The 16672-nt window shown below is 63.1% G+C and carries 16 protein-coding genes and 1 tRNA gene; 6 read left to right on the top strand and 11 right to left on the bottom strand.

What is annotated here, in order from left to right; genetic code table 11:
- Positions 1-3: 3 nt before the first annotated feature.
- Positions 4-483, bottom strand: coding sequence for an FHA domain-containing protein FhaB/FipA (locus QN084_RS10970; RefSeq protein WP_031216763.1), 480 nt, complete (start codon positions 481-483; stop codon positions 4-6).
- Positions 484-488: 5 nt separating this feature from the next.
- Complete coding sequence (locus tag QN084_RS10975; protein WP_062094393.1) at positions 489-1226, bottom strand: FHA domain-containing protein; 738 nt, start codon at positions 1224-1226, stop codon at positions 489-491.
- A gap of 384 nt (positions 1227-1610) precedes the next feature.
- Between QN084_RS10975 and QN084_RS10980 the strand changes: the two genes are divergently transcribed.
- Positions 1611-1693, top strand: a tRNA-Leu gene (locus QN084_RS10980).
- 154 nt (positions 1694-1847) lie between these two features.
- On the opposite strand, the gene QN084_RS10985 is transcribed toward QN084_RS10980, so the two are convergent.
- The 6 genes from QN084_RS10985 to QN084_RS11010 all read right to left on the bottom strand — a co-directional run bounded on the left by QN084_RS10985 (position 1848) and on the right by QN084_RS11010 (position 9919).
- The gene (locus tag QN084_RS10985; RefSeq protein WP_062094395.1) at positions 1848-2546 is read right to left on the bottom strand and encodes a FadR/GntR family transcriptional regulator; all 699 of its coding nucleotides are present in this window, start codon (positions 2544-2546) and stop codon (positions 1848-1850) included.
- 10 nt (positions 2547-2556) lie between these two features.
- The gene (locus QN084_RS10990) at positions 2557-3684 is read right to left on the bottom strand and encodes an L-talarate/galactarate dehydratase (protein WP_069696602.1); all 1128 of its coding nucleotides are present in this window, start codon (positions 3682-3684) and stop codon (positions 2557-2559) included.
- A 23-nt stretch (positions 3685-3707) separates the two neighbouring features.
- Entirely contained in the window at positions 3708-4637 is a 930-nt protein-coding gene (locus tag QN084_RS10995; protein WP_069696603.1) for a class C sortase, read from the bottom strand.
- 98 nt (positions 4638-4735) lie between these two features.
- Positions 4736-6217, bottom strand: coding sequence for a SpaH/EbpB family LPXTG-anchored major pilin (locus QN084_RS11000; protein WP_069696604.1), 1482 nt, complete (start codon positions 6215-6217; stop codon positions 4736-4738).
- Between the two features lie 92 nt (positions 6218-6309).
- Entirely contained in the window at positions 6310-8916 is a 2607-nt protein-coding gene (locus QN084_RS11005) for a CLIPPER-2 domain-containing protein (RefSeq protein WP_264398787.1), read from the bottom strand.
- 271 nt (positions 8917-9187) lie between these two features.
- On the bottom strand, positions 9188-9919 hold the full coding sequence (locus QN084_RS11010) for a TetR/AcrR family transcriptional regulator (protein ID WP_069696606.1): 732 nt from the start codon (positions 9917-9919) through the stop codon (positions 9188-9190).
- A gap of 109 nt (positions 9920-10028) precedes the next feature.
- On the opposite strand from QN084_RS11010, the gene QN084_RS11015 reads away from it, so the two are divergent.
- The gene (locus QN084_RS11015) at positions 10029-11402 is read left to right on the top strand and encodes a flavin monoamine oxidase family protein (protein WP_069696660.1); all 1374 of its coding nucleotides are present in this window, start codon (positions 10029-10031) and stop codon (positions 11400-11402) included.
- Here the strand turns inward: QN084_RS11015 and QN084_RS11020 are convergent.
- Positions 11399-11959 (bottom strand): hypothetical protein, encoded by a 561-nt coding sequence (locus QN084_RS11020; protein WP_069696607.1) that lies wholly within the window; start codon positions 11957-11959, stop codon positions 11399-11401. The genes QN084_RS11015 and QN084_RS11020 overlap by 4 nt on opposite strands.
- A 137-nt stretch (positions 11960-12096) precedes the next feature.
- On the opposite strand from QN084_RS11020, the gene QN084_RS11025 reads away from it, so the two are divergent.
- Complete coding sequence (locus tag QN084_RS11025) at positions 12097-12477, top strand: VOC family protein (RefSeq protein WP_031216767.1); 381 nt, start codon at positions 12097-12099, stop codon at positions 12475-12477.
- A 47-nt stretch (positions 12478-12524) separates the two neighbouring features.
- On the opposite strand, the gene QN084_RS11030 is transcribed toward QN084_RS11025, so the two are convergent.
- Entirely contained in the window at positions 12525-12971 is a 447-nt protein-coding gene (locus QN084_RS11030) for a DUF5997 family protein (protein ID WP_062094416.1), read from the bottom strand.
- 33 nt (positions 12972-13004) lie between these two features.
- On the opposite strand from QN084_RS11030, the gene QN084_RS11035 reads away from it, so the two are divergent.
- Entirely contained in the window at positions 13005-13724 is a 720-nt protein-coding gene (locus QN084_RS11035) for a LysR family transcriptional regulator substrate-binding protein (RefSeq protein ID WP_069696608.1), read from the top strand.
- A gap of 1 nt (position 13725) precedes the next feature.
- On the opposite strand, the gene QN084_RS11040 is transcribed toward QN084_RS11035, so the two are convergent.
- Positions 13726-14424: a GntR family transcriptional regulator gene (locus QN084_RS11040; protein WP_069696609.1), complete on the bottom strand. Its 699-nt coding sequence runs from the start codon at positions 14422-14424 to the stop codon at positions 13726-13728.
- A gap of 108 nt (positions 14425-14532) precedes the next feature.
- Between QN084_RS11040 and QN084_RS11045 the strand changes: the two genes are divergently transcribed.
- Positions 14533-15291, top strand: coding sequence for a LamB/YcsF family protein (locus QN084_RS11045; RefSeq protein WP_082694602.1), 759 nt, complete (start codon positions 14533-14535; stop codon positions 15289-15291).
- Between the two features lie 36 nt (positions 15292-15327).
- Positions 15328-16665: an MFS transporter gene (locus QN084_RS11050; protein WP_062094420.1), complete on the top strand. Its 1338-nt coding sequence runs from the start codon at positions 15328-15330 to the stop codon at positions 16663-16665.
- The last annotated feature ends 7 nt before the right edge of the window (positions 16666-16672 follow it).

Here is a 16672-nt window from a genome sequence, read left to right on the forward strand (position 1 = left end):
GGACTACGGCCTCAATTCAATGACCGTCTTGCCGATTCGCACGGGGACGCCAAGCTCCACCGGCAATGCGCGGGTGAGCTGCTGATCGGCCAGGTATGTGCCATTGGTGGAGCCGAGGTCCTCAATGAACCAGCGGCTGCCCTGCGGGAACAAGCGCGCGTGGCGGCCTGAGGCGTAATCGTCTTCGAGGACCAGGGTGGCTTCCTGGGCGCGGCCAAGCAGGATGGGGCTGGCAGCGAGCGGGACCGTGGTGCCCTTCAACGGGCCCTCGGTGACTACGAGGTTGCGGGCGTGCTGGATGGCCGGCGGCGGTGAAGCTGCCAGCTCGGGGTGCTTACGGACCTCGCGGGCTGTAGGAGCGCCGGTCACGGCTTTGCGGCCGATCTGGAAGTCCCGCCGCATGGTGGACACAATGCTGAAGATCAGGACCCAGAGCAGCAGGAGGAAACCGAAGCGAAGAGCCGTGATTGTCAGTTCGCTGATGTCGTTCACGCGTTGCCACCCGGGTTCTGGGGGAGAAGGCGGAAAATAATCTTGGTACGTCCCATCGTGATGGTTGAGCCGTCAGTGAGTTCCACGCTGCCGTCCACTTTGTGCCCGTTGACATAGCTGCCGTTGGTGGACCCAAGGTCGACGGCCCAAGTGGTGCCGTTTTGGGTGCGGACCTCAAGGTGCTTCCGGGAAACACCGGTGTCGTCCACCAGGATGTCCGCTTCAGAAGAGCGGCCCAGTATTACGGACTGGGCGTTGAGGGAATAACGCTGGCCACCGATGTCCAAGACAGGCTGGAGGCGGGTTGGCTGACGCACGGGAGCGGCGGGGACATTCGGCCGGGGAGCCTGCTGGGCACCTCCGGATTTTTCTGTCCTTGAGGCGATTTCAAAATGGCCGGCACGTTCTTCTTCATTGCGGCGGAAGGAGATCCTTACCGGTCCCTGAAGCGTGTAGCCCTGGCTGCGAACGTGTTGGATGACTACATCGCACAGCTCTTCGGCAAGGGGAGTGCCCCACTCCTGCGCCCTGGCGAAGTCGTCATTGCTGAGGAGGACATCGAAGACGTTGGGGGCGAGTGTCCTGCCGGCGGCAATGGTGATGGACTGGTTGTCCAGCTCCCGCCGCAATTTGCTGGCAATTTCCACCGGCTCAACACGCGCCCGCGACCCCGTGGAGAAGACGTTGCGGACAGCCTTTTCAATGCCCCGCTCGACTTTGTCCAGCAAGCCCATGGTCCTTCTCCTTTCCTGATCGCGGCACCCGTTGTGCCTGGTTTGCAGACTGTAGGCGCACACAGCAAAGTGAGCGCCAAACGGCCCTTCTCTTTCCCGATACTACTTGGAGTGACTGGGAATGGCCTTAATCCACAACGCCGTGCGGCCCGGAAAAGTTCACTCCTTGCCTGTGCTGGCGGGGGAGGAAGGGATCTGATTTTCCTCTCTGTAAAAGCCGTTGAAGCCCGTGTTTGGTGGCTGAACCCGGGGTGCTGATCATCCTTCCGGGCTGCCCGCGATGGCCGATTGGTGTTTTTCCCACGGTGTCCGTTATGCTTGATCTCGCTGCTTTTGAAGGAAGCGAAGCCGGAATGCCGATGAGCTTGTGGAAAAAGAAGTTGCGCGCGAGTGGCGGAACGGCAGACGCGCTGGCTTCAGGTGCCAGTATCCGAAAGGGTGTGGGGGTTCAAATCCCCCCTCGCGCACGCAATCAGAAAGAGCCCCGGTCTTTGGACCGGGGCTCTTTTGTTGTGCGCCCACCTTTGTCCTGTGCGCACCCAACTCGGTAGCAGTTAAGCGCGTTCTGGGCGGTCTAAACGCGCTTAAATGCGACCTAGTTGGGTGGGGTGGGGCGGGAGGTTAGCCGCGCGCCGAAGTCCTGAGCCGGCGTCGTGAGTTGCTCAGGTGCATGCGCATGGCTGCCGCGGCAGCGGCCGGGTCCGACTCCGCGATGGCCGCATAGATGGAGGCGTGCTCGTGCACCACGTGGGCGAAGTGTTCGGGGGAGTCAGGTTCGTCGCTTGAGACCAGGCGGCGGCGCGGCATGGTGATCATGGTCTGCCCCAGCGCGTCGATGCAGTCCATGTAAAAGGGATTGCCGGACGCCGCCGCGACCGCACGGTGGAACTCGTAGTCGGCCTTCATGGCTTGGGCCGGATGGCCGGAACCGGCAGTGAACTGCTCGAGGGCCCCGTGTACGGCCTTGAGTTGGCGGTCCGTGCGGTGTTGCGCAGCGAGGGCGGCGGCTTCAGTTTCGACGCCGATGCGGAAGTCGAGCATCTGGAGCCGGTCTTCGAGGCTGGACACGGCACGGGCGCCCGGGGCTTGGGCGGGCGCGTCGGCAGGCGGGGTCAGCGCGAAGCTGCCCCGCCCCCGTTCGGTTTCCACGAGTCCCTCGGCCTGCAATCGCGTCAAGGCAGAGCGGACGACGGTTCTGCTCACCCCGAATTCGCTGATGAGCGTATTTTCGCTGGGAAGCTTCTCACCTGGCTGGATGACGCCGTCGACGATGCGGTTGCGAAGATCGGCGGCGAGGTCCGCGGTCAGGTTCCGGCTCATGGCTTCAAGATTACGCGCCGAACTCCACGGACTCGGTGGTCCAGGCACGCGCCTGCCCGCTGAGTGTCACGCCCAAGCCGGGGCGATCCGGGACGATCATGCGGCCGTCCTTCGTCTCCAGCCGTTCCTCGAAGAGCGGATCGAGCCAGTCGAAGTGCTCCACCCACGGCTCGGCGGGATAGGCGGCTGCGAGGTGGAGGTGGACTTCCATTGCGAAGTGCGGCGCCAGGCCCAGGCCGCGCTCATCCGCGAGGGTCGCCAGGCGCAGGAACTGCGTGATGCCGCCGACGCGCGGTGCGTCCGGTTGGATGATGTCGCAGCCGTTGGCGTTGATGAGGCCCTTGTGTTCGGCCACCGAGGCAAGCATTTCGCCGGTGGCGATGGGCGTGTCCAGGACCTGGGCAAGGTGGGCGTGGCCCTCGAAGTCGTACGCGTCCAGGGGTTCTTCGATCCAGATGAGGTTGAATTCCTCCAGTTGGCGGCCCATGCGCAGGGCCGTGGCCCTGTCCCACTGTTGGTTGGCATCCACCATGAGTGGAACGTCCCAGCCGATGTGTTCGCGGACGCCGGCCACCCTGCGGAGGTCTTCCTTGGAGTCGGGCAGGCCGACCTTGATCTTGATGCCGCCGATGCCTTCCTCGATGGACTGGGTGGCACGGGCTTTGACCTCGTCCAACGTGGCGTTCAGGAAGCCGCCTGAGGTGTTGTAGGTCCGGACGGAATCGCGGTAGGAGCCGAGGAGCTTGGCCAAGGGGAGTCCGGCACGTTTGGCTTTGAGGTCGTACAGCGCAATGTCGACGGCGGCAAGCGCTTGGGTGGCGACGCCGGAACGGCCCACCGATGCGCCCGCCCAGAGGAGCTTGGCGTAGATTTTGCCAATGTCGTTAGGGTCCTCGCCGATCAGGCCCTGGGCAACTTCCTTGGCATGGGCGTACTGCGCGGGGCCGCCGGCCCGCTTCGAATAGCTGAAGCCAAGGCCGCTATGGCCCTGTTCCGTGGTGATTTCGGCGAAGAGGAAGACCACCTCTGTCATGGGCTTTTGCCGGCCTGTGAAGACCTTGGCGTCACTGATGGGCACCGCGAGGGGCAGCCGTGCAGTGGATAGTTTGACGTGGCGGACAAGGTCGACGGGGCTCATGGGGTCTCCTAAGTGACAAGTTGCTACTTAGGATACAAGTCGTGCACTTGTGTTACAAGAGTGCGACGACGTTTGGCTGCTTCCCGGGGTTTGGTCGCCACCACAGCGCCAACGGACGTCAGAACCAACACCACCGCCCACCAAGGGAAACCAGGATCCATCGCTTGGCTTGGCAGGGCTGTTCCGCCTGCAGTTGACGGTCCGTCGACGCGTTCACCACGCACAAGGAGCCTGTGGCTGTTGACTCCGGTGGGAGTACAGGTCACCAATGTCACGTAGTCCTTACCATCGACCTTCCGGAGGTCGTCCGTCTTTTCCGGCAAGACCGTGAGGATTTGGTCCACCTTGTAATACAAGGTTTCGCCCAGGACGCTGAGGGTGAAGGTATCGCCCACGCTCACCCTGTCCAGGTCATCGAAGAGCTTGGCGCTGACGAAACCTGAATGCGCTGTGATCACGCTGTGGCTGCCTGTACCCCCTACAGGCAAGCTGGAACCGACGAGGTGGCCCGCTCCCTTGGCCAAGGTCGCTTCATCCGTGTCATGGAAGATGGGGAGGTCAGTGTGGATGGACGGGATGCTGATACGAGCCATCATGCCGCCCGGGCCCACATCGAGCAGCTTGCGGTACGTCTCCGAATCTGCGCTGACGGGCGACCGGCCGCCGTCTTCGTTCAAGGTGTAAGGGTCACGCAGCGGGCCTGATGGGAGCTCTGCATTAAACTGCCGTGCTTCCTTCAACAGGCTCTCCTGCGCTGCAGGCGAAAGGCTCTCGACCGTTTCTACATAGCCACTGATTTCCGTGGCGTGGATGCGGTCTGAAAACCACGCTGCCGCGGTGGGGTACAGGAGCACACCAACGCCAATAATGGCGGCCAACACAACCACCAGACGCTGCCTGCTCCAGCGTCGGCGGCTGTGTTGTTGTGTGGGAGAAGATTCGGGCTGGGTCATGTTTCTCCTGGGACGTACTAATGGCAGCAAAGTGGGGAAGAACGGCGCTGGCTGTTCTTCCCCACTTTGTTCTGGATGGAGACGGGCTCCTGGGACTGCTAGTTGTTGCTCGCCTTGCGGGAGCGCGCGAACAGCAGGACAGCGCCGCCAAGGATCAGGGCGCCGGCAATGTAAAGGACGCTCGTTCCGGGGCCACCGGTGAACGGCAACTCAAAGCCCGAGTTGGACGGGACGTTCTTGACCTGCAGGTCGATTCCCACAGGCGTCGTTGTGGCATTGATCAGGAAGGAGATCGGTTCGGCGAGCAACTCGTATCCGGCAGGCGCCTTGGTTTCAACCAGGTAGTAGGTACGGAAGTTGGCATCGCCCTGTGCAACGGCAACGCCGTTGGCCCAATCGGAGTAACGCAGACCGGACACGGTCAGCGTTCCATCAGCAGCAACGGTGAACTCGGTCTCGCCGTTCAGGCTGATCGGGTTGGTGCCGGCCTCGGCGTCAGCCTGGTTGGTGTAGATGGAGAAGGAGGCTCCAGCCAGGGCTGCGCCGTTCTCGTCAACCTTCTCAAGGGTGATCTCACCCCACTTGGTAACAACCGGAGGCGTGACGATCGGGCCGCCGGGCTGGCCCGGGGTGGCGTTGACGCTGGCAGCGTTCGGGTAGACCAAAGCTTCGTTTTCGATCTCACCAATGGTGTTCACGGTGGTGCCAACAACCATCTTGACGCGGCTGTCTGTGTGGGCCTCCAAGACGTCCAGGCCGGCCGGAGTGAAGACTACGGAGACGGTGTTTGACGCAGAATCGAAGACCACCGTGTAGTCGACACCTTCGGTGAGGACCGTGCCGTCAACCAGGCTGAGAGTAGTGCTGACGTACGTCAGCTTGTCGTCGAGCTGGTCGACGATCTTGTAGCCGTCGATGACTTCCTCATTGGGGATGTCGCCGGTGATGGTGAAGTCGATCTGGTCGCCCAGCTTGACGTCGGGAACATCAGTGACGGTCTTTTCTGCTCCGCTGACCGAGTTCTTCGGGTAAACGTGGACGTCGTAGAGCCAGTTGTCCTGGTTGTCCGGGTCGGTCAAGGGAATGGATACCAGGAACGGTGCCGACGGCGTCACACCGGCGGGGTAGTTGGTCTCCGTGACGAGGTACAGGCCTACAGGGAGGTTGGTGAAGGCTGCAGTACCCTGGGTGTCGGTGGCCTGTGCCTGTCCCGCGCCGAGGCTGTATCCGGCGCCGGTGATGGACCCTGTGGGATCCGAGGGGGAGAAGACGCTGCTCAGGTTGTGTGCGGCGTCCCATCCGGCGTTGGAGGCGAGGTCGATGGTGTTGACCTGCTGGACTGTGAACTCAATGCCGCTCAGCGGTGTCAGGCCCGAGGTATCCACGGGAGTGCCGTTGTTGGGCAAGCCCGTCGGAGTGGCGGGGCGTTCGAACTTGTGAACAGTGATGGAGCCTGTCTGGTCCGGGTCCACCAAGGGGGCGGCGGTGGCCGGCGCGACCGAGAAGGTCATCGCCAGCACCGCCCCGGTAAGCGTTGCGGCGGCGGTCTTCAATAACCGCCGGGAGCTTGGGTTACTCACTCTTTTTCCTCTTTCTGTTTATTGATGGTGCAGATGCTCGGAAGTGAACATTCAGGGCCGGGCGGCCCAAGGGAAGGAACCGCCCGGTGGTTCTAGGTGATGGGTTGCTGCTTGCGCTTGCCCCGGTTGCCCGGCGTTGCCAGGACGACCGCAAATAGGAGGAGCGCTGAGCCGGCCATGGTGAACGGCCACCAGCCGATTCCTCCCGATTCCGGGAGCTTGAGCGCTGGAACGTCCTTGACCGTGAGCAGGAAGACGCCGTCTCCGTTGGCGTCAGTGGCCGTGACAACGCCTCCGCCGCTGCCCTGGCCCAAAGTCACGGAGCCGTCGGCGGCGATGGTGAACTGCACCGGTTCCGCGAGCAGGTTGAAGCCGACCGGGGCTGCGGTTTCTTCCAGCCAGTACACGCCAGGATGGATGCCCTCGAGCTGGAATTGTCCGGTCTGGCCTGTGATTGCCGCGACGGTGTAAGCGGTGTTGACCGCTCCGGGAGTTCCGCTGGCATCGTCGTGGATGGCCCAGCTTGACCCATCCATGGGAACCCAGGTGGACGCGGATGATTCGCCGATCTTTTCAATCAGGATCTTGGCCGGTGTCCGGTGGGTGGTGGTGCAATCGGCTCCAGGCGTTCCGGATCCGGTTGCGCACTGCTGCGGGGGAATCGCTGCGCTGCCGGTGACCGTGTTGATCAGCGTGGAGTTCCAGGCACCCTGGTTGACGGTGACGCTGTACTGCAAGGTTGCAGTCTTCCCGGCGGGAAGCGTGAAGGGCGCAGTGCTGAGCGTGGTGGACGGTGAAACCGGATTCGCCACAGGAGTCGGAGCGCCCGAACCGATGGTCAGGAGTGCAGAGCCATTCACGAAGGTGGCCTTGTTGAGGACCCCGGCGAGGTTGTCCGTTAGGACAATGCCGCTGATCTGTCCCACCACGCTCGTTGCGGTAACGGTGTAGGTGATGGTGTCGCCCGGGTTCACGAACTGCCCGGCGGCGGTCCCGCTGCCATTGACGGAGGCCGTTTTCTTGATCGTCCAGGCGGGGTCGGCGGGGACTTCGGCATCATCGCTGGCGGTCACTGGATTGCCGAGGGGCGGATTGCCGGTGACCATGGCGGTGTTCGTCAGCAGGCCGCTGGTGACATCCACGGCACTAATGACGTACGTAGCAGTGGCGGTCACGGTTTGGCCCGGGAGCAATATTCCAGGGAGGCCGGGCCAGGTGTAGGAGAGGGCGCTCATGGTGCCGGTGCCGGAGAACTGGGTCTCGTTGATGACGACTCCGGTCAGCGTGACGTTTCCTGTGTTCTGGGCGGTGAAGGAATACGTGGCTGTTTCCCCGGCAACCATGGTGCTCTTGTTCACGGACTTCACCAGCGAAATGGATGGGGCGGGAACGATTGCCGGGGAGATGGTGAAGGTATAGTCCTCAACTTCACCGGAATCGGAAGCTCCGATGGGGACCTGCGTTTGGGTGCTGTTGTACCCCACGCGGAAGCGAGCGTAGGTGTCTCCGGCCGTTACTGTCGACAGCCCGGTCCAGTTGAGCGTTGCTTGTGTTGCCCCCGCTGCGAAGGTTGCGCAGGCCCGTTCCGCCGGGTTGTCGAAGCGGCCGTTTTTGTTGAAGTCGATCCATCCGCAAACCGTGCCAGCTTTGCTGGCGCCGGTGATGGCAACCGTGGTGGAGTAACTGCTTGTTCCGGCCGTGAACGGTGCAAGGGTCACGCCGTCATCGTTTTGGTCCAGGGTGGCCGAGGCGCTGGCGTTGGGCGAGGAGGTGCCGTTGGCCACGAGTGCGTTGTCCTCGGTGACGTTCGGTCCCAGTGCGACGTCGGAGAGGATGGCCCGGGCAGCGTTGCTTTGGTCATACGACGCCGGTGCGTCACCGAAGTCCTGCGGCACTGTCATGGTAACGACGTAGTTATCCTGGTTGTGCACCTGCACGGAGACGTCGTTCTCTGTGTAGCCCGGCAGTGTTGAGCTCACCGGGACGAAGACGGCGGTGACATTGAAGGTCACGCTGGTCACAACGCCGTTGATGCGGACAGAACCACATCCCGCCGATGTCTGCGCGTCTACCGGATCCGGTGTGCCGCCCTGAACGCCGGAAGTGCAGGAGAATCCCGAGTTGTGGTTGGTGTTGGTGACCGAGTTCCCCGAAACGGCGAGGTTGCCGCCGGAAAGCTTGGTCAGGCTCAGGCCCGGCGTGGCAAGGTTGAGGACGGCGTGGTACTGCGACTGCGCGTCAACAGTGTTGTTGTCGTTCTCATCCCAATTGACATAGCCGCCCAGGCCGGCGATATTGAGCACGGGGTTCCGCACGGGCTGATTGAAGGACATGGTGAGAGTTCCCAAACCGCTGCACGTGCCGGATGCAGGGCAGTTGTTGGTGAGCTCGGACATGATTTCCACACCGGGCGTATTGTTCGCCATCCCCTGTTGGTAGTCGGAGGCAACGTAGCCGCGGCTGTCCATCCTGGCCCCGCCCACCACCCCGGTCAGCCCGCTCATGGTGTAGGTGGTGGTCAAATTGGATCCAGGCATGGTCAAGATCGCCTGCCCAGGGCTGACGGTGGCGTTGTTAATGGCTACTTGATAAGCCCGCGCAGGTGTCACGGCGCCCGGGATCGCGCTGGCGAGTATCCCCAGGAGGACCACCAACGTGGCGATAAAGGCTCTCGCCTTCTTTGATGTTGACTTAAACAACGTCTTCCCTTCAGCGTCTTTCCGGAATTGGCGCGGCCGCTGGATGTGGACGCACGCCAGGGGCCATGAGGCTGTCCGATGCGATCGGACCGGATATCGCTGTTAAAGGCGGCTGAAAGGGCGAATTGTGTTGCCGAAACGAATGTGACCTTAGTCACGCTTACCTCATGACCGGAGCTTGCAGCCCGGCATTGCAGAGAAGCCGTGGATTCAGGCTCCGGGGCGCGACAATATGGCCGCGCTCATGAGGGCGGCTTTTGAAGGGGTCCGGCTATTGCCGCAGGGCTCCAAGTCCGGCTATGAGTGCCTCCAGCCCGAGGCTGAAGGCGACGTTCGTGGGCATTGCGTGGCCCTCGGCGGCAAGCCGGTCCACTGCGGCGGTGAAGTTGGGTACCTGGTCCGCCAGGCTGCCGGCGTCGAAGATGTCCTCCGGCGCATTGACGTCGTAGGCCGCCCCGAATACGAAGGCCTCCAAGGCGACGATCGCAGAGATGATCCGCTCCTCGGGGAACCCGGCATCGCGGAATCCTGCCGTGACGGCCTCATACATGGCCAGCGTTTTGGGGGCGTTGGCAACGGGCAGGACGGCGATGACCGGGATGAGGGGCGTGTGCTTGGAAAAGACGTCCCGGTACGACCACGCCCATTTGCGGACGGCGACGTCCCAGGGTTCGGTGCCAAACGCCGATACATCCACCATGGCAGCCAGGTGATCCTCGAGAAGCAGCAGTACGTCGTCCTTGGAGGAAACGTGGTTATAGAGGGCGGAGGGCGCTACGCCCAGTGATTTGGCGAGGGCCGCCATGGTGAGTCCGTCGTAGCCCTTGGCGCTGATCAACTCGAGTGCCGCCGTCGTGATGCCGTTCTGGTCCAAAACCCGCGCTACGGGACGACCGGCGCGTCGCCGGGTTTTACCGGCGGGAGCGGCGCCGACAGTTGAAGGCGCGGCGTCGGGGGTGGGTGCGGGCATCGGAAGCCTTTCTGCTGCCATTGTCCCCAGCATTATTCCATTGCAGGTCTTCCCAGCAGCTGAAGCCGGCGCTACTATGAATATAAATGAATGGCATTCATTTATGGGCCAGCCACCACCCGGCGGCCACGGAAAGGACATCATGCAGAATCTTGAGCGCGACGTTGTGATCGTCGGTGCCGGTCCGTCAGGGTTGACGGCCGCGCGTGAACTGAAAAAGGCAGGACTTAGCGTTGCGGTACTCGAAGCCCGCGACCGCGTAGGTGGCCGCACATGGACCGACACCGTCGACGGAGCCATGCTGGAAATCGGCGGCCAGTGGGTTTCCCCGGACCAGACCGCACTCATGGCACTGCTCGAAGAGCTCGGTCTGGAGATGTACCCGCGCTACCGTGACGGAGAATCCGTCTACATCGGAGCGGACGGAAAGCGGGTCCAGTACACCGGCGACACTTTCCCGGTCAGCGAGACGACCAAAGCCGAGATGGACAAGCTGGTAAGGATCCTGGACGAACTCGCCGCGGAAATCGGTCCGACCGAACCCTGGGCCCATCCGAAGGCCCGTGAGCTGGACACCATCTCCTTCCACCACTGGCTCCGCCGGAACTCCCACGATGAGGAAGCCTGCAACAACATCGGCCTCTTCATTGCCGGTGGCATGCTCACCAAGCCCGCACATGCTTTCTCCGCCCTGCAGGCGGTGCTCATGGCCGCATCCGCCGGGTCCTTCACCCACCTGACGGATGAGGACTTCATCCTGGACAAGCGGGTAATCGGCGGCATGCAGCAGGTCTCCCTGTTGCAGGCGGCGGAACTGGGCGCCGACGTCGTTCTTAGCAGCCCGGTGCGCACCATCAATTGGGAAGAAAACCGTGCGACGGTCGAATCGGACCGGGCAACCGTCAACGCGCGCTACGTGATCATGGCCGTACCGCCGAACCTGTACTCCCGGGTTTCGTTCAACCCGCCGCTGCCGCGCCGCCAGCACCAGATGCACCAGCACCAGTCGCTGGGCCTGGTCATTAAGGTCCACGCTGTGTACAAGACGCCGTTCTGGCGCGAAGACGGATTGTCGGGGACCTGCTTCAGCGCCGGTGCCCTGGTCCAGGAGGTTTACGACAACACCAACCACGGCGACACCCGCGGCACCCTGGTCGGCTTTGTCTCCGACGAAAAGGCCGACGCAGTCTTCGAACTCAGCGCTGAAGATCGGAAGAAGGCCATCCTGGAGTCGATCGCCGGGTTCCTGGGAGAGAAGGCCCTGGCCCCCGAGGTCTACTACGAGTCCGACTGGGGGTCGGAAGAATGGACCCGTGGGGCGTACGCCTCCAGCTACGATCTGGGCGGCCTGCACCGCTACGGCAAGGACCAGCACGCCAACGTGGGCCCGATCTATTGGGCTTCATCCGACCTCGCGGCCGAGGGCTACCAGCACGTGGACGGCGCCGTGCGCATGGGCCAGGCAACCGCCGCGCGCATCGTGGAAGCGGACAAACTGGCGTCTGTTCTGACCTAACCGGCGCTGGGGGTGCCCGCCGTGCCGGCGGGTACCCCTGCCGCGCGTTCAGCGGCGGCAAGGGCATGGGCAAGGCGTTCGACGGCGGCACGGTAGTCGGTTCCGGCCGTCACCTTGCAGTGCTCGGCCTCCCGCATGGCTTGGGTAAGCGCGGCGGTTTCGGGCACCCGAACGTCGGACATTGCCGGGAAGTCAATGGCGAAAGCAGGGTCCAACTCGTAGGTGCGCCACTTGGTGAGGAGGGCCTGGTGCCAGGTGGCATCATCTGCGAAACCCGTACGACGGCGGGGCTCGGCAGCGCGGATACGCTCGACTTTGCGGATGGCCGCCAACGTTGCCGCCACCGTCGCGGCCGTGAGGGCAAGCATCACCAACCCGGCCGGTGCCCACTGCACGGCCGGAACCACAATCGCCGGTACCACCACAACGAGCCCGGCGAAGGCATCCCAAAAGATGGTGTCCGGCTCCGGCCCGCGGCCACGGGTCAGTTTTCGTTGCAGGACAATTGTGGTCGCCACGGTTGCAAGGACCAAAGCCAAGCCCCACATGACCATCATCGGAGCACCTCCCGGACGCAAAAGGCTGTGTTTTCAGTATGCGGTGCGCCGTGGAATTTGGGTACGGGTGCGGGGGCAATGACCCGAGTCCCGGGGCCGCCGTTCCTAGTGTCAGACCTGGCGCGTAGCCTTGGCCCATGAGACTGAAAATGTGCAGCATCCACGTCAAAGATCCCGCCACTGCCCACGCGTTCTACACCGGGACACTCGGCTTCGACACCCTCATGGCGATGCCCGAATACAACCTGTTCATCATCAAGAACCCCGGCGCTGATGACACCGCAACGGGCCTCCTGCTGGAACCCAGCGACAACCCGATCGGTGCCAACTACATGAATGCCGTGTACGACGCCGGGATGCCGGCTGTGGTGCTGGGGGTGCCCGACGTCCGGGCCGAGTACGAGCGTCTGTTGGCCGCTGGCGTGGTGTTCAAGGGCGAGCCTGCCGAGGATCCATCCGGTATCAGTGCAGTGTTCGACGACGGCTGCGGGAACTTCGTGCAGCTGCATCAGGACTAGTTGCACAGCAATGGCCGGGACGCTGGAGTCCCGGCCATTGCTTGGTGCTACGAGTTGCGCTTGGTTCCCTTGGGAGCTTCGCGTTTGGCGGCAGCGTTCTCCCGGGCTTCCTTGGTGGCCGCTTTCTTTCGCTTCTCTTCCTTGACGCGCAGCGTTTCGGCGCGCACGGCGGCGTGGGTTGCACGCTCGACTACCAGCCACTGAGGCGGGGACTGGAGCAGCTCGGCGATTTCCGCCGTCGTCAGCGGTTCGGTGATGCCGCCGCGGGTGAGGCCGCTGATGGAGACGTTGAGTTTCTGCGCAACAACCGGCCGCGGGTGCGGTCCGTTGCGGCGGAGTTCGGCAAGCCACTCGGGCGGGTTGGCCTGGAGTTCGGCGTATGCCTCGCGGGTGACGGGCGAGTCCTGGAACTCCTGGGGTGCAGCGGGCAGGTAGATGCCGAGTTTCTTGGCAGCTGTTGCCGGCTTCATGGTCTGGGAGTTCTTGGGAGTCATGCTTCAAGGGTATCTGGCCGGTACTGTGAGTGTGTGCCAGCCCCTGAAGAAGAGTCCCCCGAAACCAAAGAGCTCCGATTCGCCTATGTGGCGGGAGTGACACCGGGCAAGTGGATCCGGCGGTGGGAAGAGCGGATGCCGCACGTCCCGCTGCACTCGTTCATGTCCGACGACGAAACCCAGCTTTCGGTGCTGCGTGACGGTTCAGCGGATCTGAGCTTTGTTCGCCTGCCCGTGGACCGGGAAGGCCTGAACCTCATTCCCCTGTATGAGGAGCAGCAAGCGGTAGTGGCGCCGAAAGGCCACGAAATCTCGGTGTTCGAGGAGGTCGCGCTGGAGGACCTTTCAGAGGAGAACTTCCTCGACGTCGCTGAGATGGGCGGGCCGGAGATGGCCCTCCAGGTGGTGGCGTCAGGGGTCGGCTTGGTGATCCTTCCCATGCCCGTGGCCAGGCACTTGAACAACAAGCAAACGGTGAGTCGACGGCTCTCCGGAGCTCCGGGCACGCAGATCGGTCTCGCCTGGCTTGCGGGTACTGACAGTGAAGAGGTCGAGGAGTTCATTGGCATCGTGAGGGGCCGGACGGCGCAAAGCTCGCGGCAGCCGTCGGCGCAGAAGGAAAAGCCCAAGAAAGCTCCCAAGCCCGATCGTCGCGGGTCTTCGGCCGGGAAGAAACCGGCCGTTGCGCAGCGCTACGCACCCAATCCGGATAAGGGCCGGGGCAGGGGTTCACGCAAGAAGGGGAAGCGCTGATCTACTGGCCGTGGACTGATGCCTGCTGCTGTTCCGAGCGGTTGAGGTAGGCAAGCAGGAGATCGCCGGCTTTTTCCAGGTCGCCGTGCTCCAGGGCTGAACAGATTTTCTCGTTTTCCTCGAGCCAGTCGCTGTAGAAATTCGCGTCGACTGTTGCCTTGTGGAAGTACAGCCGCATCTCTGCGAGCACCTGCTTCATGATCGCGTTCAGGCGGGCGCTTTCGGCCAGGGCCACGATCGCTCCGTGGAAATGCTGGTTGGCGCTTCCCAGGCCGTCGTTGTCATTCGCAGCTGCCGCGCGCTTTCCCTCTTCGACGGCGGCCCTGACGGCAGCTATGCGCTCGGGTGAACCGCCCGCACGGATTGAACTGACTTCGATCGCGCGGCGGACTGTGTAAACGTCATGGATGTCCCCAGGCTCCAGCGTCGCCACATAAACCCCACGGTTGGGCTGCCGGATGAGCAGGCGTTCACTGGCCAGTTCGGCGAAGGCCTCACGGACAGTGTTGCGGGAGACGCCGAGGTCTTCGGCAACGGTTGCCTCGGTCAGTTTCGCTCCCGGAACCAGGAAGCCCTCAGCCAATTGGTAGCGGAGTTCTTCGGCCACGCGCTCCGCGACGGACGGTACCCGCATCCGGACCCGTGCGCGGGCACTGTCCAGGCCGGGGTGCTCATTCGTTTGCTGCTCTGCTCCGGCCATAGACCAAAATTACACGATTGCCGAAAATTAGGATCGCTGGATTGTTGAACAATCCGGCGATCTGGTGCATTCTTGATGTAACGCACATCACGAGGCAGGGATCACAGCATGGCAATCATTGACCTGAACAGCGACGTCGGAGAAGCCTTCGGACGCTGGACGCTTGGTGACGATGAAGCCATCTTCCGGTCCGTCTCCAGTGCCAACGTTGCGTGTGGATTCCACGCCGGTGACCCCGGCGTCATTCGCGCCACGTGCGAGAAGGCGGTGGAGGCCGGCGTCGTCATCGGCGCCCACGTGGGCTACCGCGACCTTGCAGGTTTCGGCCGCCGTTTCCTGGACATCGACCCCAAGGAACTCGCGGACGACGTCGTGTACCAGATCGGTGCGCTGCAGGCGCTGGCCGCTGTCTCAGGCGGTCGCGTTGAATACGTGAAGCCGCATGGCGGGCTTTACAACACGATCGTGAAGCACACGGCGCAGGCCCGCGCCGTAGTGGAGGCCGTCAAGTCGGTGGACCCCAACCTGCCGATACTCGGCCTGCCGGGATCGGAGGTCCTGCGCCTGGCCGAGGAAGCCGGACTGCGCGCCGTCTCTGAAGCTTTCGCCGACCGCGCTTACAACCCGGACGGCACGCTGGTTTCCCGCTCGCAACCCGGCGCAGTGCTGCATGATCCCGTAGAGGTGGCCGAACACGTCCTGCGTATGGCCACCGAACAATCCGTACGGACCATTGATGGTTCCGTCCTCACCATCCGCGCAGAGAGCATCTGCGTCCATGGAGACTCACCCGGGGCCGTTGCCATGGCCACTGAAGTGAAGTCCGCACTGATCGACGCCGGTGTCAGCATCGGCTCGTTCCTCTAGCCATCAAGCCCCTCTTCATCCCCTCCGGAGGAAACCATGACCAGCACCAACAAGGCAGCCAAGGCCGTGACAAGGAAGCCACCGGCCGGCGCCCTCAAGGCGTACGTCGCCAGCCTCACCGGCACGTCGCTCGAGTACTACGACTTTGCGATCTACTCGGTAGCGTCCGCACTCGTGTTCCCCAAGATCTTCTTCCCGGCAGGGGATGAGTTCGTTGCACTGCTCCTGTCCTTCTCGGCCTTTGCCGTGGGCTATCTGGCACGCCCCATCGGCGGCGTCGTCTTCGGGCGCCTGGGGGACAAGGTCGGGCGTAAATACGTCCTGGTCTTCACCCTGGTGCTGATCGGCATCGCGACTGTCCTGATCGGCGCCCTGCCGGATTACTCCGTGATCGGCGTGGCCGCACCGACTATTCTGGTGCTCCTCCGCCTGGCCCAGGGCATCGGCGTCGGTGGTGAGTGGGGCGGCGCCGTGTTGCTTTCCAGCGAATTCGGTGACCCGAACAAGCGCGGATTCTGGTCCTCCGCCGCCCAGATCGGTCCGCCGGCCGGTAACCTCCTGGCCAACGGCGTGCTTGCCGTCCTGGCCGCAACGTTGAGCAACGAGGCATTCCTGTCCTGGGGCTGGCGCGTAGCCTTCCTGGCGTCGGCGCTTCTGGTGGCCTTCGGCCTGATTATCCGCCTCAAGCTGGAAGAAACCCCTGTCTTCAAGGCAATCCAGGCCCACGGTGAGCGTCCCAAGGCTCCCATCAAGGAAGTCTTCACCACCGAGCCCAAGGCCTTGGTCTCCGCAGCGCTTTCCCGCGTATGCCCGGACGTTCTGTATGCGCTCTTCACCGTCTTCGTGGCTGTTTACGCAACCAAAGAACTGGGCATGACCACCGGCAACGTCCTCGCCGCCATTCTCATCGGTTCTGCGTTCCAGTTGTTCCTCATCCCGCTTGCCGGGGCAGTGACCGACCGCATCAACCGTCGATTGGTCTACGGCGTGACGGCCGCAGCTACCGCCGTTTTCATTCCGCTTTTCTTCCTGATGATCCAAGGCAAGTCGGTAGTGATGCTGACTATCGGCGTCGTGATCGGCCTGGCACTCCACGCCTTCATGTACGGTCCGCAGGCCGCCTTCATCACCGAACAGTTCCCCGCCCGCCTGCGCTATGCCGGCAGCTCCCTGGCCTACACGCTGGCCGGGGTCGTCGGTGGAGCCGTCGCACCGCTCATCTTCACGGCCCTGTACGGGGCAGCGTCCGGCGGCTGGTGGCTGATTGCCGGTTACCTCCTGCTGACAGCCATCGTCACGATCGTCGGCATGCTCCTGGGCCGTGATCCCAAGCCGGAAGAGGAAGCCCGCCTCCTGGAGGGTTCGCACGCCTAATCGGCTG

This window comes from Paenarthrobacter sp. R1, from assembly GCF_030264015.1.
Classification (GTDB): Bacteria; Actinomycetota; Actinomycetes; order Actinomycetales; family Micrococcaceae; genus Arthrobacter; species Arthrobacter ureafaciens.

Excerpts from the sequence above, each read along its gene's own strand:
- QN084_RS11045 (WP_082694602.1), top strand. The coding sequence starts at position 14,533 with ATGGCAATCATTGACCTGAACAGCGACGTCGGAGAAGCCTTCGGACGC.
- QN084_RS11025 (WP_031216767.1), top strand. The coding sequence starts at position 12,097 with ATGAGACTGAAAATGTGCAGCATCCACGTCAAAGATCCCGCCACTGCC.
- QN084_RS10990 (WP_069696602.1), bottom strand. The coding sequence starts at position 3,684 with ATGAGCCCCGTCGACCTTGTCCGCCACGTCAAACTATCCACTGCACGG.
- QN084_RS10995 (WP_069696603.1), bottom strand. The coding sequence starts at position 4,637 with ATGACCCAGCCCGAATCTTCTCCCACACAACAACACAGCCGCCGACGC.
- QN084_RS10985 (WP_062094395.1), bottom strand. The coding sequence starts at position 2,546 with ATGAGCCGGAACCTGACCGCGGACCTCGCCGCCGATCTTCGCAACCGC.
- QN084_RS11030 (WP_062094416.1), bottom strand. The coding sequence starts at position 12,971 with ATGACTCCCAAGAACTCCCAGACCATGAAGCCGGCAACAGCTGCCAAG.
- QN084_RS10975 (WP_062094393.1), bottom strand. The coding sequence starts at position 1,226 with ATGGGCTTGCTGGACAAAGTCGAGCGGGGCATTGAAAAGGCTGTCCGC.
- QN084_RS11050 (WP_062094420.1), top strand. The coding sequence starts at position 15,328 with ATGACCAGCACCAACAAGGCAGCCAAGGCCGTGACAAGGAAGCCACCG.
- QN084_RS11010 (WP_069696606.1), bottom strand. The coding sequence starts at position 9,919 with ATGCTGGGGACAATGGCAGCAGAAAGGCTTCCGATGCCCGCACCCACC.
- QN084_RS11015 (WP_069696660.1), top strand. The coding sequence starts at position 10,029 with ATGCAGAATCTTGAGCGCGACGTTGTGATCGTCGGTGCCGGTCCGTCA.
- QN084_RS11040 (WP_069696609.1), bottom strand. The coding sequence starts at position 14,424 with ATGGCCGGAGCAGAGCAGCAAACGAATGAGCACCCCGGCCTGGACAGT.
- QN084_RS11020 (WP_069696607.1), bottom strand. The coding sequence starts at position 11,959 with ATGATGGTCATGTGGGGCTTGGCTTTGGTCCTTGCAACCGTGGCGACC.